The sequence below is a fragment of the Mycobacterium sp. IDUB_28 genome, from assembly GCF_055419285.1.
Window position 1 is genome coordinate 81,372 of the sequence record NZ_JBVAXK010000008.1, and the last position, 14,550, is coordinate 95,921.

13 protein-coding genes and 1 pseudogene are annotated in these 14,550 nt (G+C 66.2%); 6 read left to right on the forward strand and 8 right to left on the reverse strand.

Annotated features, from left to right (window positions below):
- Positions 1-21 precede the first annotated feature (21 nt).
- From ACZYZ9_RS17740 to ACZYZ9_RS17760, 5 genes are all read right to left on the reverse strand, one after another.
- Positions 22-768: a CoA transferase subunit A gene (locus tag ACZYZ9_RS17740; protein WP_463827582.1), complete on the reverse strand. Its 747-nt coding sequence runs from the start codon at positions 766-768 to the stop codon at positions 22-24.
- A 22-nt stretch (positions 769-790) separates the two neighbouring features.
- Complete coding sequence (locus ACZYZ9_RS17745) at positions 791-1,978, reverse strand: acyl-CoA dehydrogenase family protein (RefSeq protein WP_463827583.1); 1,188 nt, start codon at positions 1,976-1,978, stop codon at positions 791-793.
- On the reverse strand, positions 1,978-3,675 hold the full coding sequence (locus ACZYZ9_RS17750) for a class I adenylate-forming enzyme family protein (RefSeq protein ID WP_463827584.1): 1,698 nt from the start codon (positions 3,673-3,675) through the stop codon (positions 1,978-1,980). Before ACZYZ9_RS17750 ends, ACZYZ9_RS17745 begins: the two co-directional genes overlap by 1 nt.
- Before the next feature lie 75 nt (positions 3,676-3,750).
- Entirely contained in the window at positions 3,751-4,536 is a 786-nt protein-coding gene (locus tag ACZYZ9_RS17755) for an enoyl-CoA hydratase/isomerase family protein (protein ID WP_463827781.1), read from the reverse strand.
- Between the two features lie 28 nt (positions 4,537-4,564).
- Positions 4,565-5,545: a zinc-binding dehydrogenase gene (locus tag ACZYZ9_RS17760; protein ID WP_463827585.1), complete on the reverse strand. Its 981-nt coding sequence runs from the start codon at positions 5,543-5,545 to the stop codon at positions 4,565-4,567.
- Positions 5,546-5,706: 161 nt separating this feature from the next.
- On the opposite strand from ACZYZ9_RS17760, the gene ACZYZ9_RS17765 reads away from it, so the two are divergent.
- The 3 genes and pseudogenes from ACZYZ9_RS17765 to ACZYZ9_RS17775 form a co-directional block, all read left to right on the forward strand.
- Positions 5,707-6,825 (forward strand): LuxR C-terminal-related transcriptional regulator, encoded by a 1,119-nt coding sequence (locus ACZYZ9_RS17765; protein WP_463827586.1) that lies wholly within the window; start codon positions 5,707-5,709, stop codon positions 6,823-6,825.
- 11 nt (positions 6,826-6,836) lie between these two features.
- Complete coding sequence (locus ACZYZ9_RS17770; protein WP_463827587.1) at positions 6,837-7,892, forward strand: helix-turn-helix transcriptional regulator; 1,056 nt, start codon at positions 6,837-6,839, stop codon at positions 7,890-7,892.
- A gap of 137 nt (positions 7,893-8,029) precedes the next feature.
- Positions 8,030-8,326: pseudogene (locus ACZYZ9_RS17775) on the forward strand (enoyl-CoA hydratase-related protein); the annotation flags it as partial.
- A 10-nt stretch (positions 8,327-8,336) separates the two neighbouring features.
- Here ACZYZ9_RS17775 and ACZYZ9_RS17780 read toward each other — a convergent pair.
- Complete coding sequence (locus ACZYZ9_RS17780; RefSeq protein ID WP_463827588.1) at positions 8,337-9,134, reverse strand: SDR family NAD(P)-dependent oxidoreductase; 798 nt, start codon at positions 9,132-9,134, stop codon at positions 8,337-8,339.
- 515 nt (positions 9,135-9,649) lie between these two features.
- On the opposite strand from ACZYZ9_RS17780, the gene ACZYZ9_RS17785 reads away from it, so the two are divergent.
- The 3 genes from ACZYZ9_RS17785 (at position 9,650) to ACZYZ9_RS17795 (ending at position 12,990) form a co-directional block, all read left to right on the forward strand.
- Positions 9,650-10,585 carry a DUF7064 domain-containing protein gene (locus ACZYZ9_RS17785; RefSeq protein ID WP_463827589.1) on the forward strand — a complete coding sequence of 312 codons (936 nt, stop codon included), beginning with the start codon at positions 9,650-9,652 and terminating at the stop codon, positions 10,583-10,585.
- Complete coding sequence (locus ACZYZ9_RS17790) at positions 10,582-11,604, forward strand: phosphotransferase family protein (RefSeq protein ID WP_463827590.1); 1,023 nt, start codon at positions 10,582-10,584, stop codon at positions 11,602-11,604. Before ACZYZ9_RS17785 ends, ACZYZ9_RS17790 begins: the two co-directional genes overlap by 4 nt.
- Before the next feature lie 261 nt (positions 11,605-11,865).
- Positions 11,866-12,990, forward strand: a complete 1,125-nt coding sequence (locus ACZYZ9_RS17795; protein ID WP_463827591.1) for a LuxR C-terminal-related transcriptional regulator — start codon at positions 11,866-11,868, stop codon at positions 12,988-12,990.
- A 7-nt stretch (positions 12,991-12,997) separates the two neighbouring features.
- Here ACZYZ9_RS17795 and ACZYZ9_RS17800 read toward each other — a convergent pair whose 3' ends face one another.
- Together ACZYZ9_RS17800 and ACZYZ9_RS17805 are read right to left on the reverse strand one after the other, a co-directional pair.
- Positions 12,998-13,198, reverse strand: coding sequence for a ferredoxin (locus tag ACZYZ9_RS17800; RefSeq protein ID WP_463827592.1), 201 nt, complete (start codon positions 13,196-13,198; stop codon positions 12,998-13,000).
- Positions 13,195-14,550 carry a cytochrome P450 gene (locus ACZYZ9_RS17805; protein WP_463827593.1) on the reverse strand — a complete coding sequence of 452 codons (1,356 nt, stop codon included), beginning with the start codon at positions 14,548-14,550 and terminating at the stop codon, positions 13,195-13,197. Before ACZYZ9_RS17805 ends, ACZYZ9_RS17800 begins: the two co-directional genes overlap by 4 nt.

Sequence of the window (14,550 nt, forward strand, 5' to 3'; positions counted from 1 at the left end):
TTCCGGCTACGTGCCATCCGGTCATGGACGCACCGTCTGCTTCTCGATCGGTTTGGCCGCGTGTGCGACGTGCACCACCCGGTCCACAAAGATGCCGGGGGTGTGCACCTGGTTGGGTTCGATCTCGCCCGGATCGACCAATTCCTCGACCTCGGCGATGGTGATTCGGCCCGCTGCGGCACAGTCCGGGTTGAAATTGGCCGCGGCGGCGTGGTACACGAGATTGCCGTGGCGGTCGCCCTTCCATGCGTGCACCAGCGCGAAATCGGTCTGGATGGCGTGCTCCAAAACATAGGTGCTGCCGTTGAATTCGCGGGTTTCCTTCGGCGGAGAGGCAACAGCCACAGTGCCGTCGGGGTGGTACCGCCAGGCCAGGCCGCCGTCGGCGACCTGGGTCCCGACTCCGGTGGGCGTGTAGAAGGCCGGGATTCCTGCCCCGCCGGCGCGCAGGCGTTCGGCCAGCGTGCCCTGAGGTGTCAGCTCGAGTTCGAGTTCCCCGGCCAGATACTGGCGGGCGAACTCCTTGTTCTCCCCGACGTAGGAGTTGATCGTGCGCCGGATTCTCCTGTGCTGCAACAGCAACCCCAGGCCGACGCCGTCGATGCCCAGATTGTTGGAGACGGTGTGCAGTTCTGCCACGCCGCGTTCCACCAGCGCCGCGATGAGTTCGTGCGGAATGCCGCACAAGCCGAATCCCCCCACTGCCAACGAGGAGCCGTCGGCAATGTCTGCGACCGCCGCCGCCGTCGAGGCCACCACCTTGTCCATCCGCGTGTCCCTCCGTCGCAGGCTAGCTTCTGGGCATGCCGAGGATGCGTTCGGCGACGATGTTGCGCTGGATGAAGGTCGACCCACCGGCGATGGCGGTCCCTCGCGCCTGATAGGCCAGCCGCAACCACCGATGAGCGGAGTTGATTGTCGGATGGTGCTTTTCGTCGAGTTCGTATTGTCCGCCCATCTCGTTGAGCTCAAGTCCGAAGTCGGCGATGTCTTCCACCAGCGGGCAGAAGTAGAGCTTGCCGATCGAGGTGACGGGGCCGGGCGGGCCGTCGCCGGCGGCGCCGCTGATAACACGCTGGCCAATGAGGTAGTGCACCAACGCTCGTCCGTACAGATCTGCGACACGTTGGCGGATGAGCGGATCCGCACCCTGCGGCGAGCCGTCATCGCTGACCCGGCAGGCGATTTCGGCAATCAGGTCGTTGACCGCCCCGGTGGTGTTGACCCGTCCGGTGGCGATGGCGACGCGTTCGAAGGCAAGCGTGCCCATGGCCACCTGCCAGCCACCGTCGACTTCCCCGACGACGCAGTCGTCCGGTACGAACACGTTGTCGAGAAAGACCTCGTTGAATTCGGACTCGCCAAGCATGTGCGCCAGCGGCCGGACCGTGATGCCGGGGCTGGCCATGTCGAGCAAGAAGTAGGTGATGCCACGATGGCGGGGGCCGCCGCCGGTGCGGGCGAGCAGGATCGCGTGGGCGGCGAGTTGGGCCCGACTGGTCCAGATCTTCTGCCCGTTGATCTGCCAGCCGCCGGGCATCCTGGTTGCGGTCGTGCGGAGCGAGGCCAGATCCGAACCCGCTTCCGGTTCGGAGAACAACTGACACCAGATTTCCTCGCCGGCAAGAATTTTAGGCAGATAGCGTTCCTGCTGGGCGGGGGTGCCGAACTGGATGATCGTCGGACCCGCGAAGTCCTCGCCGATGATGTTGAGGCGCTCGGGAGCCCCGGCGCGGTCGAGTTCCTCGTTGAACACTGCGCGCAGTTTCACGTCGGCACCCGCGCCGCCGTACTGCTTCGGCCAGGAAAGCCCTGCCAGGCCCGCCTCGTGCAGCCGGCGCTGCCAGCCGCGCCAGTAGTCGAGCTTGTCTTCCAGCCGGGCGGGTTCGGGCCCGCCGAGATCGGGGACCGTTGCGGCCAGCCACCGGCGGGCCCGGTTGCGGAACTCGGCCTCGGCGGGACTGTCTTTGAGTTCCATCAGGCGGTCCCCGACACGGCGCGGTCCGGCGTGGTTTCGGCCTGGATGCGCTGTTCGATGTCTCTACGCAATTCGTGCTTGAGAACCTTGCCGGTCGCCGTCATCGGCAGGGCGTTGATCACGACGACGCGTTCCGGGGTCTTCTGAATCGGCAGGCCCCGGGCGAGCAGGAACTCCCGCAGATCGGTAACGGTGGGCGTGGTCCGTTCCGGCGCGCTCACCAGGTAGCAACACACCTTCTCGCCGAGTCGTTCATCGGGCATCCCCACCACGGCCGCCGCCACCAGCGAAGGGTGATGGGCGAGATGGTCTTCCACTTCGCGGGCGCTGATGTTCATTCCACCGCGGATGATGATGTCCTTGGTCCGCCCGGTCACCCGCACGTATCCGTCCGAAGTCATCGTGCCCAGGTCGCCGGACTTGGAAAAGCCGTCGGCGGTGAACAGCGCCGCGGTTTCTTCGGGTTGGGCCAGATACTCGATCATGTGGGCCGGCCCCCGGTAGGCGATGTCGCCCTCGACACCCGGCGGCACCTCCCGGTTGTCCGGGCCGACGATGCGCACCTGTGCTCCGGGCACCGCACTACCGTCTGAGGACAAGACTTTCTCGACCCCATCGGTGAGCGAACACGTTGTGGTGACCAGGTTTTCGCTGCGGCCGTACAGGCTGAGCACTCTGACCTCCGGCAGCATGCCCGCGGTTCGCTCCACGAGTGCCGCGGCAACGGGGGCGCCCGCACACGTCCACATGCGGAGCGAGGACAGGTCGTGCCGGTCTGCGTCGTACTCGGACAGCAAGGTGTGCAGGAACGTCGGTGCGGTGACCGCCGCCGTGCAACCGAAGCGTTGAATTTCTTCGATGCCCCGCACCGGGTCCCACTTGGCCATCAGGTGGGTTGCCGCCCCGGTCAGCAGCGGCAAGAACACGCTGGTCACCAGTCCCGTCGTGTGCGCCACCGGGGATGGGCCGAACTGGACATCGTCGCGCGTGTAACCGAACGGCTCGATGAGAGCACGGGAACCGGCGCAGTAGGTGTTGAAGGTATGGACGCATCCCTTGGAGCGTGATGTCGTGCCGGACGTGTAGACGATGACGAACGGGTCGTCAGCGCTGGGCGGGTCACCCAGTTCGGCCTGCGCATCGGCTGCGGTGGTCTCGGCTTGTAACTGATCGAGAGTGAACACGTCGGCTGCGTCGCTGTGGCCGCCGGCTTGCTGGGGTCTGACCACGTTGATCATCAAGTCCGGATGATCCTGCCGCAGTTCGCGATACATGTTCAGGTAGTCGAAGGTGCCGAAACTCTCCGCAGTGAAAACGGCCCGCACTCCGGCGTTGGACAGCACGTAGCTGACGTCTTTGCGCCGATAGATGGGCATGATCGGCACCATGATGACGCCCAACCGCGAGAGGGCGGTGAGGATCTGGATGAATTCCACCCAGTTGGGCACCTGCACCGCGACGCGGTCGCCGGCACGCAGGCCGCGCCGGTGCAGTCCGACGGCCAGTTGTTGACCGGCGTCGAACATTTCGCGGAATGTCAGGGACCGAGTTCCGTCGGTCGCGAACACCTTGTCGGGTGTCTCCTCGACCCGGCGGGTCAGCAGGTCATGCAGGGTGTCGGTGGTCCAGTGGCCGGCACGGTAGAACTCGTCGACTTCTCGTGGGCTGTAGCGGACGGTGTATGGACTCGGTTTCATCGCACGCATCTCTCAGTCGAACCTAATCGTCTCGAACATTACAATGGTCAGGCCAAAAAGGTCAACGGATCGTGGTCAGGCGTTCTGCCAGTGCGGAGAACGCTTTTCCTTGAACGCGGCGACCCCTTCGCCGAGATCGTGGGTGGTGAAAGCCAGCCCGAGTTGGGCCTGGAGGTAGTCGAGTGCCTGCTCCAGAGGAAGGTCGCGGGTCACCGCCAGGGCCCGCTTCCCCATGCTCAGCAGCAGCGGGGATTTGGCGGCCAGTCCGGCGACCCAGGCCCGGACCGTGTCGTCGAAGTCCGCGTCGGGAACGACTTTGTTCACCAATCCCGCTGCCGCCGCTTCGGTGGCCGTGATGAGCCGGCCGGTCATCATCAGTTCGTTGGCGACCAGCCGTCCGGTGGCGCGGAAGATCAATGCCGAGATCATGAAAGGAAATGCGCCGACGTTGATCTCGGGGCAGCCGAGGCGGGCCGATTCCTTCGCGATGATGAGGTCACAGGCCAGGGCGACGCCGAGGGCGCCGGCAAGCACGTCGCCGCCGGCCGCGCAGATCACCGGCTTTCCGATACCGGTCAGGGTGCGAAACAGGGCCGGAAAGCGGTCCAGGCCGTGGTACTTCTCAATGGGCGCACGAGAATCGGCGAAGGCATCGAGGTTGCCGCCCGAGGAGAACACCCGCGGATGTGACGACTCCACCACGATCACCCGCACCTCCGGCGCCTCCCCGGCCAGGCCAAGTAACGCGGTCAACTGGTCGAGCAGGTTGTCCGACAACGTATTTCGTCGTGAAGGATCATTGAGCGTCAGGTAGGCGGCAAAACCTCCGGGCGCCGCCTCCTCGAGTCGGTAGCTGACCAGCTCCGGTGCGTGGTTCACTGCGGTCCTCCTATTCGTGCGTGAGCACGCATTTGCCGAAGGTGCGTCCGCACTCCAGATACTCGTGCGCTGCGGCGGCCTGGTCGAGGGCGAAGACGCGGTCCACCACGGGCGGCCGCACCTGGTACTGGTCCATGACTTCGAGCAGTCCGGCGAAGTCGCGCAGGCTGCCCATCGTGGTTCCGAGCAGATCGAACTGACCGAAGTAGAACCCGCGGATATCCAGGTGCGCGGTCTGCTCGGCGTTGGCACCCAGGACCACCAGGCGACCCCCCGGACGCAGTGCGGTGATGGACTCGCTCCAGCGCCCGACGGGGTCCAGGATCAGGTCGAAGCCACCGCCGCCCGGCGAGAGCGCACGTGCGTGCTCGGGCCAGGCCGGGTCGTGGTGCAGCACGCCAGCGCGGGCGCCGCAGGCCACGGCCCGCTCGATGGTGTCGGCCGAGGACGACGTCACCGTGACGGTGGCTCCGACGGCTGCCGCGAGTGCGACGGCCATCGTGGCGATTCCGCCACCCGCACCGATCACCAGCATCGACTCCCCGCCGCGTAGCCGACCGCGGGAGAACAGCGCGCGGAAGGTGGTCACTCCCACCAGCGGCAGCGCGGCGGCTTCTACCCAGCTCAGTCGGGGGGGCTTGGCCGCCACGCACTCCAGCGGGACCGACACCGTCTCGGCGTAGGTGCCGGGGGTGTGATCGCCCAAGATCTCGAAATCGGGCCCCGGCGCCTCCGCCCGGTCGCCCCAGTGCAGTGACGGCACCACGACGACGTGCTCACCGGTGTCGATGCGCACACCGGCTCCGTCGGCGCCGATGACGTGGGGCAGGGGGGAGGAATAACGACCTTGGCGAACCAGCACGTCGTGCCAGTTCAGCGCGCTGGCGCGGAGCGCAACCGGCACCCAGCCGGGGCGGGGCGGCGGGTTGGGGAACTCGCCGGGTTGTAGCACTCGGGCGTCGCCGTACTCGGACATGATCACTGCATGCAAGAGCACCTCCTTTGGCCTGACCATTAGACCATTGAGGCACAGGCTTGGCAATGTGACCCAGGCCGCGGATCGCAGTCATTGTGTGCTTGCTAACACCTGGGCTATAGTTTGGTTCAATGGTATGACCTATTAAGGCTCAGCCCCGCAGGGAGGGAGTGGTGATGGCCTCAACAGCATCCATGGTCGCAGTTGCAGAGAACCCGTGGTTGGTCGCTCGTGCAGAGGAAGCCGTGGCTGCGGCCGCCGAATACCTCGGCGTGGCGCCCCCCACCCTGACGCCCGCCGCCTTGGGCCACCAGCTGGCCAGTCTGCGGCAACGGCTGGAGGACCTCACCGCGCAGCCGACCGGCAGCGCCGAGGACCGCGCGGCCGCATCGCAGATATTGATCGCCATCCTGAAGTTGCAGTGCGATCTTCTTGACGAGGACCTTGCCCGGCGGGTCAGGTCGATGTCAGAAATTCGCAACGCCCTCAGTCAGCTCCGCGGCCTGGCCCCGAGCGACATGATCCGGGTCGCAGGAGATGTCCTGAGCCGGGAACTGGCCTTCGCGCGGACCATGGTTTCTGCCGTGTGCGGTTCGCTCTGGGTGCCGCGCTATGTGCACATCGAAGACAGGGACGCCGACCCCCATGCGCGGTCGCTGCAGGACTTCGTGGCAACTCGGCGTATTCAACTGGCCGACGCTCCGCTGGAGACCGAGTTGGTGCGCAAGCGGTGCGGTGTTTTCGCGCCCACTCCGCAGAACGACAAACGGGTGTTCCGCGAGATCATGGAAGCATCCGGATGTTTCGGCTACATCGGTGCCCCGATCATCGTGCAGGGCAGGGTAATCGGGATTCTGCACGCGGACCGCCCCGAGCCGCACGGCATCGTGACGATGGACCATCTCGAACAGTTGGAGGCCTTCGCCGAATGTCTGTCGGTGGCCTATGAAAGCGCCGCGCTGGAAGACAAAGCCGCGCAACAGCGCCTCGAGGTCGAGAACTTGTGGGCGAACGCCGACAGGCGGCACCCGGCGCCGGTGCGGGTGGCGAAGCAGCTGTCGCCGACCTGCCACCGGGCGGCTGCGGTCCCGTTGACAGCGCGGGAGCACGAGATCATGTCGCACGTGGCCACCGGCGCCACCAACAGCCAGATCGCGCGCTATTTGGTCATTTCCGAGGGGACCGTGAAGTCGCACCTCAAGCACATCGCTAAGAAGCTCAACACGACCAGCCGGGCGGCTGCGGTCGCGGCCTACGCCGGCGTGGCGAGCGCGGACCTGAGGGCCGGCCGATGAAGGCGCGCGCGATGGTGGAGCGACTCAACGAGCTGAACGCGCGGGTATGCGCAGAATTCGGCATCGCGGCCCTCTCCGATGCGCAAAACCTGGACGAAGCGATCGCGGTGTCGACGACCACCGTCGACTTCCTGATGGCCCGTGGGGATTCCACGCCGGCTGAGCCGTCGATCGCCGAATTCTTGCGGGCGCAGGTCGAGGCACGCCGACTGCGCGACTCCCGTCGCGTCCATGTGGTGCGGGCGCTTACCGCGGGGGTGCGGCGCATGAAGAAGGCCGGGTCGCTGCATGCGCTCGGCCGCCAAGCCTGCTCGGAACTGTGTGATGAATTCGGTTTCGACACTGCGGTGTTGTCCTACGTCGAAGACGGCGCCTTCGTCGTCGAAGAATCCGAGCACTGCTTCGGTGGGCCCACCGTGGTGTCGCGTCAGGACTGCAAAGTCGAGAGCGCGTGTATTCAGCTGCGCGACACCGTGGCGACCGATGAGCAGCGCATGCCGGCCAGCGCGGTCTACGCCGAGCTGCTCGGGTCAGCACGCTATATCGCCGCCCCGGTCATCGCCGCAGCGCGAGTGGTCGCTCTGCTGCACGTGGGTCGGGACAGCCTGGAAAGCGTATCCTCCGACGATGTCGAACTGCTCGATGCGTTCGTCTCCGCATACTCGCTGCTGCACGAGAAAATCCTCAACGCCGAACAGGTTCAGCAGCAATGTAACTCGATTGCGCGCGCGGCTGCGCTGCTGACCGAGCAGGCCGATCGCATTGCCAACTCGGTGATCACCTTCGACTTGGACCACGATTCGCCGGTCGGTCCGGCTCCGCGGGTTCCCAGCGACTCTGGACTTGCGGCGTCGTTATCGCACCGCGAACGGCAGGTTTTCGAGTTGCTGGTGGCGGGTGCTTCCAACGCCGACATCGCCGACCAGCTGGTGATCACCGTCGAAACGGTCAAGACGCATGTCAAGCGAATCCTGCGCAAGGTCGGTGCCATCAACAGATCCGAAGCGATCGCACTCTACATGGAGGACACCCGCCCCGGTGGGTGGGGTAATCCGCAAAAACGTTGAACGAGAACCCTTTTCACGCGGCACACTGGCGCACGGTATCCGGCTTCGGCAACCTGACCGACATCACCTACCACCGCCACGCCAGCCAGCCGACGGTGCGGGTGGCGTTCAACCGGCCCGAGGTACGCAACGCATTCCGGCCGTACACCGCCGAGCAGATGCACCGGATGGGTGCGGTGAACGAGGTCGTCGACCACGCCGAGCTGGAAACGGTGGCGCTGGACTGGGCGGCGCAGATCAACGCCAAATCGCCGCAGGCGCAACGAATGCTGAAGTACGCGTGCAACCTGCTCGACGACGGTTTGGTGGGTCAGCAGTTGTTCGCCGGGGAAGCTACCCGGCTGGCCTACATGACCGACGAGGCGGTCGAGGGCCGGGATGCGTTCCTGGACAAGCGTCCTCCGGATTGGACGCAGTTCCCCCGCTATTTCTAGGTCGCGCGAGCTAAGCGGCGGAGATACCGCCGTTGACGCTGATCGCCTGTCCGGTGAGACGGGCGGCCGCGGCGCTGCACAGGAAGACCGCCAGCGCGGCGATGTCGTCGGCGTCAGGCACCCCGAGCGCGGCCTGCTGGGCGGCGCGGGCGAACAACTTGCCGCTGAACCCGTCGGCGGTGATGCGTTCGGTCGAGGCGGTGCCGTGCACCAACGAGGGGGTCAGCGCATTGGCGCGGATGCCATAGCGCTTCTCCTCGATGGCCAGGGTGCGGGTGAACATCACGATGGCCGCCTTTGCGGCACCGATGACGGCTTCACCGGGCGTCGCCGTCTTCGCGGCGTCGGAAGCGACGTTGATGATCACACCGCGGCGGCGACTGCGCATCCCCGGCAACACCGCGCTGGCCATCTGCATCGACGGCACGGCCAAGTCGGTCAGGATGCCACTGATGTCCGAGGTCGCGATATTGACGAACAATTCCGGGCGCACGTCGGCAGCCGTGGTGCATATCAGGATATCTATGCCGGACAACAAGTCTTCTGCTTGTGCTGCAACGGAAGTCGCGACGGCGGGATCTCTGGCGTCGCCGGCGATGAAGTCGACGGCCACCCCCACCTGCGCGATGGACTTCGCGGCGAGTTCGCCGCGGTCCGCGCTGCGACCCACCACCACAATTCGCGGTACTCCGGCCGCGGCCAGCGCCCGTGCCGATGCGAGCCCGATCCCGGCGGTACCGCCGACGATCAGCGCGCTCGATTCGCCGAGTTCATTGGGGGCGGGCAGGTCAGCCTGTTGGGCACTCATTGTGTCTCCCTTACCGTGTCATCTTGCTTGTCCTGCGTGTGGTCCTGCTGGGCAACCCTTGTCAGCCAGGCCAACAGCTCTGCGATCACCTGGTCGTCACGTCCAGTGTGGGATACCCGGGCCAGCTGCGCGGCGTCGGTGAGCCGGCCGGCGAACGAAGCGGAGTCGATGGCGAACCCGCAATGGGGATCGGCGAGATAGGCGTCGACGACGGTCTCGTCGCCGGTCAGCCCGTCGAAATCGGTAGGCGCGCAGATGCTCGCCCATCCCGTGGACGAGCACGACGCTGCCGAGAAGTTCCAGGCCGGACCGAACCTGCCAGCGATAGCCGGCCAGCTGCCTGCCGTCGGTGGCTCGGAAGGTCAGATGGTCGGGCGAGGGCCTGACCTGCGACACCTGCAAACGATAGAATGGTCAGACCGAAAAAGTCAACATCACGCCTCGTCCTTGAGTGAATGGTCTGACCATTATAGGATGGAGGTGCCGGGTCTCAGTGCCGCGAGGGGAGTTGTCCGATGACGGTGCGCCACATCGCACAGGTACTCCGCCCCGCCGACGACCTGCGGCACCGCCCCGCCCCCGGTGGACGGATGCGCGACAGTCTGTTCTGGGAAGTCATCGTGCCCGAGGAAGAGATCGGCGTACAGGTGTATCTGTATCTGACGGACCGGGGCCGTGCCGGTTACAACGTCGTGGTCTGGGGCAGTGCCGGGGAGCCGTTGGCGCTGCAGCTCAACTCCGGGCGGGTCGCTGATGATGCCGACCTCGATCACCTCGAGTTCGGCGGCCTGTCCGTGCGGCAGCACGAACCGTTGCGAAGTTGCGTACTGTGCTACCAGCACGACGAGGTAGCAATCGAATACGAATTCCACGCTCTGCACCAGGCGTTCAGCTACTGGTCTAATCCGGGCGGCATTCCGGGCTGGTTCGCCGAGAACCGGATGGAGCAGACCGGCCGGGTGCGGGGCTCCGTACAGGTCGGGAGCCGCCAGGTGGCGCTGGACCATCCGGGACACCGGGACCATTCCTGGGGCGTGCGTGACTGGGGTGTCCCGCAGCACTGGAAGTGGTTCGTCGCCTACACCGATGCAGGTGTCGCGGTCAACGGCTGGATCTGGATTGCCAAGGGGGAGTGGGGTTTCGGCGGATACGTGAGCCGTGGTGGGGACACCGTGGCGGTCCGCAGCATCGAACATCGGGCGGACTACGACCCGCAGATGCGTCAGCGGCGGCTGCAGGCCACAGTGATCGACGTCGAGGGCGGTCGTACCGCTGTCGAGCTCGAAGCATTCGGCGTGGTTGAGTTACCCAGTCACGATCCGATGCAGACCGTCATCCGCGAGGCCGCCTGCCGCGCCCGGATCGACGGCGAGCCCGGTGCGGGCCAGTTTGAAACCCATTGGACAGGTGCCTATTTGAACTACCTGGTGGAATCGGGCAACCGGCGGTGAACTGGCAGTGGTCGGCGTCGGAGCTGACCCGGTTGGGTGGCTTCCTGTGCGAACATGCCGAGCTGGGTCAGCGGGTCAGCGCCCGCCGGGTCGGGGACGGCCACTCCAACCTGACCTACCTGGTCTCCGACGGTGACCGCACGGTGGTGGTCAGACGGCCGCCGCCGCCACCGCTGCCAGCCGGCGCCCACGACGTGGTGCGGGAGGCTCGGCTGTTGGCGGCGCTGGCCGACACGCCGGTCCCGGTGCCGCGCGTGATTGCGGTGGCAGAGCCCGGAGAAGTTGTCGACGTACCGCTGGTGGTGACTGAGTTCGTCGACGCAGCAGTGATTACCGAGCAGACAGCGCCGCCGCTGGACAACCCCCGTGCTCGACGCCGGATTGCCGAGTCGGTGGTCGACGTTCTCGCGGATCTGCACGCCGTCGACTGGGCCGGCATCGGTCTGCGCGACTTCGGTAAACCCGGGGGATTCAACTCCCGTCACCTGCGCCGGGTCTGCGCCCTTGTCGAAGAGGCCGACGGTCACCTGCCCGCAGCATTCCAGGGATTGGCGCACTGGCTCGGTGCGCACACCCCACCGGAGTCGGCGGCCGCGATCGTGCACAACGACTTTCGGCTCGGCAATCTGATGATCGCCGCGCCGGGTCGGGTTGCGGCGGTGCTGGATTGGGAGTTGGCCACCATCGGCGATCCGCTGTTCGACCTGGGCTACTTTGTGTCGTCCTACCCGGCACCGGGTGAGGAACTGACCCCGACCGCGGCGATGGCCGTGGCGGTGCTGGAGGACGGTTATCCGGCCCGCGACGAGTTGCTCGCCCGATACAGCCAGCGGACCGGGGTGGCGCCACGCAACATCGAATGGTATTCGGCGCTGGCGCAATTCAAGCTCGCCGCGCTTTACGAATACGGGCGCCAGCGCGCCGAAACGGGGACCGGTGACCCGTACTTCGGCGATCCCGGAATGGTCGCGTCGTTTCTGCGGGCCGGCCGGCGGTGGGCGAAACTCGAGCGGAGTTGAAGAGAATTGCCGTGGCTCCGGCCCGCCCGCGATCTACCTTGTCGAAGAACTGTTGGGATCGTTCTTGCACCGTGCTGTTGCCACCGCAGAGCGCGTACCCCCACATCGCCTAGACGCGCACCTGGTCGCGCAGCGGCCGCCCGATGATCTCGAGTGCCGTCTCCTTGGCCGGTACCACCCACTTTCCCCTCGTCACGCGTTAACCACTCGTACCAGGGCAAATCCGGCGGCGGGGTTGCGGCGCTGCTCTACAGTTATGGGGTGGATCACAGCACCGGGCGGGAGCCGCCGGCGTCACACCGCGAGGTGGACGAGCGGCTGGCTGTGGTGTTGGACGGGTTGCGATCGATCGCCGACCACGACGATCCGCACTGGCAGCCGCCGCCGGCCGACGCCCGGGCCATCGTCGACGATGCCTGGTCGGCGATCGCTGACGCGCTGTGCGATCAGCCGGCCGCCGGGGCGGTGCTGGCGGCGCTGCGGACACTGGCTCGCACCGATGTGTCGTTGCTGCATGCGTGTGATGCTTCGCATCGGATCGCCGGGGTGCTGTCCCGGCTCGAGGCGGCACCGTGCACCGTTACCGACCTGATGGATCTGGCGCCGCGACTGGTCACCGAACTCGGTTTCGACCGGGCCATCTTCTCCCGCATCGTGAACGGCGTGTGGATATCGCAGTCGGTCTGCGTGCCCGATGACCCCGAGTGGGCGCAGGAGATCAATCGGATCGGCCAGGAGCAGCCGCAGCCGCTGGTGCCCGGCTTGTTCGAGACCGAGATCGCCCGCCGCCGTGAGGCGATGAACGTCACCGATGTCCAGCACGAGGCCCGGGTGCACCGGCCCATCGCGGACGCGTCGCGCTCGACGTCCTATGCCGCCGCCCCGGTCATAGCAGGCAACCGGGTCGTCGGTCTGCTGCACGCCGACCGTTATCGGCAGGGACGCGACACCGACGTCGCCGACTGCGAGATACTGACCTCCTACGCGCGGGGTCTGGAGTTGGCGTTCAGCCGGGCACGCGCCGTGCAACGACTGGAGTCCATCGGATCGGCGCTGCACGGGGTGGCCAGTGAGTGCGGCGAAACTGCCGACACTGTCCATCATTTCGACCTGGATGCGGCTGCCGGCGGCGGCGCACACCGCGCTCTCCCGGCCGCATCCTGTCTGCCCGTCCGGGCGAGCAGGTCGGTCCGCGAGGTGTTGACGGCGCGCGAGATCGAGATCCTCGAGCAGATGGCGCTCGGGCGCACCAACCCCGCTATCGCAACGCGTCTGTTCATTTCGGAGGGCACGGTCAAACAACACGTCAAGCACATCCTGCGCAAGCTCGGCGCGGAGAACCGGGTGGAGGCGGTCTCGCTGCTCTACCAGTCCGACGAGCGCTGACGGGCGGTCATTCCACGATGGTCAGGGACTGGGTGGGGCAGGTGCGGACCGCTTCCTCGACTTCGGCACGGCGGGTGTCGTCGACAACCTGCTGCAGCAACTGAAGCCGGCCATCGTCGTCCAGGGTGAAGATGTCCGGCGCGATTGCCTCGCACATTCCGATCGACGCGCAGCGATCGGGGGCGAACTGGATGCGGCAGCCGCTCATCGTCCCGGCTCCGGGTTCAGCGGCATGCTGATCACACCGCGGATGAAGTTGGTCCGCACCAACTCCGGTTCGCCTACGGTGAAGTCCGGCATCTGGGCGTGCAATTCGCGCAGCAGCGAGCGCAGCATGGCTTTGGCGAGCTGGCTGCCCAGGCAGAAGTGAATGCCGCCGCCACCGAACGCCATGTGCGGGTTGGGATTGCGGCTGAGGTCGAGAGTATTGGGGTTACCGAAGACCGTCTCGTCGCGGTTTCCCGAGGAGTACATCAACACCACCTTGTCGCCGGGCAGGATCTGCTGGCCACCGAGCTGGTAGGGGCTCACACAGGTGCGCCGGAAGTTCTGCACCACCGAGCCCCAGCGCAGGAATTCCTCGACCGCTGAACCGATCCGGCCCTCGAAGTCCTCCCACAACCAACCACGCTGGTCCGGAAAGTCGCAGAGCGCCTTGGCAGCGAAGCTCGAGGTGTGCCGGGTGGTGTCGGTGGCCGCCACCGAACACAACACCATGGTGGCCCCGATTTCGAAGTCCGACAGTTTTTCGCCGTCGACTTCGGCCCGCACCAGGTTGGTCAACAGGTCGTCGGCCGGCCGGCGGCGGCGCAGTTCCACCAGTTCTTCGGTGACGTCGTGAATCCGCAGGGCGGCCTCGACCTGAACCTCCGCGGGGTCGCGTCCGGCCAGCAACACCGGATCCGCCCACGCCTGGGTCTCGTCGGCGGCGTGCGAGACGGTGGTTCGCAATTCCTCAGGGACACCGAACATGTCCCCGAACATCTGCACCGGCAGATGTTTGGAGATGTCATCGACGAAGTCGACATCCCCGCCGTCGCGCGCCTTATTCACCGCGGCGCGGACGATCGAACGCGCCCGCAACGCGATGTCGTTCTCGATGCGGCGCACCTGACGAGGGGTGAACGCGGAGCTGACCAACCGGCGCACCTTATGGTGTTGCGGATTGTCCATCGCCAGGAACGACATCGCCATCTCCAGGAACACCGGCGGCAGCATGTCGAACATCACTCCGTAGCGGGACACGAACACGTCGTTGTGCTGGCTCACTTCGATGATGTCGGGATGCCGGACGACCGCCCAGAAGCCGGGGTCGTCGGGATCGGGGGAAACCGCCGTCTCGATCGGCGGCTGCCAGCTCACCGGCCGCTGGTGCCGCAGCTCGGCGAATACGGGGTCGCGCTCGGGCAGGTCAAGATCCCAGAACGCGTCGCTGGAAACGTTGAGCGGGTCATAGGGGCGCGTTGCAGCTGCGTCGTTGAACGGCGGGACATCGACGCTGTCGTCGTCCTCATCGAAAGACAGGTCTGCGCAGAAGAGTTCGCTGTCGGCGGTGGTCAT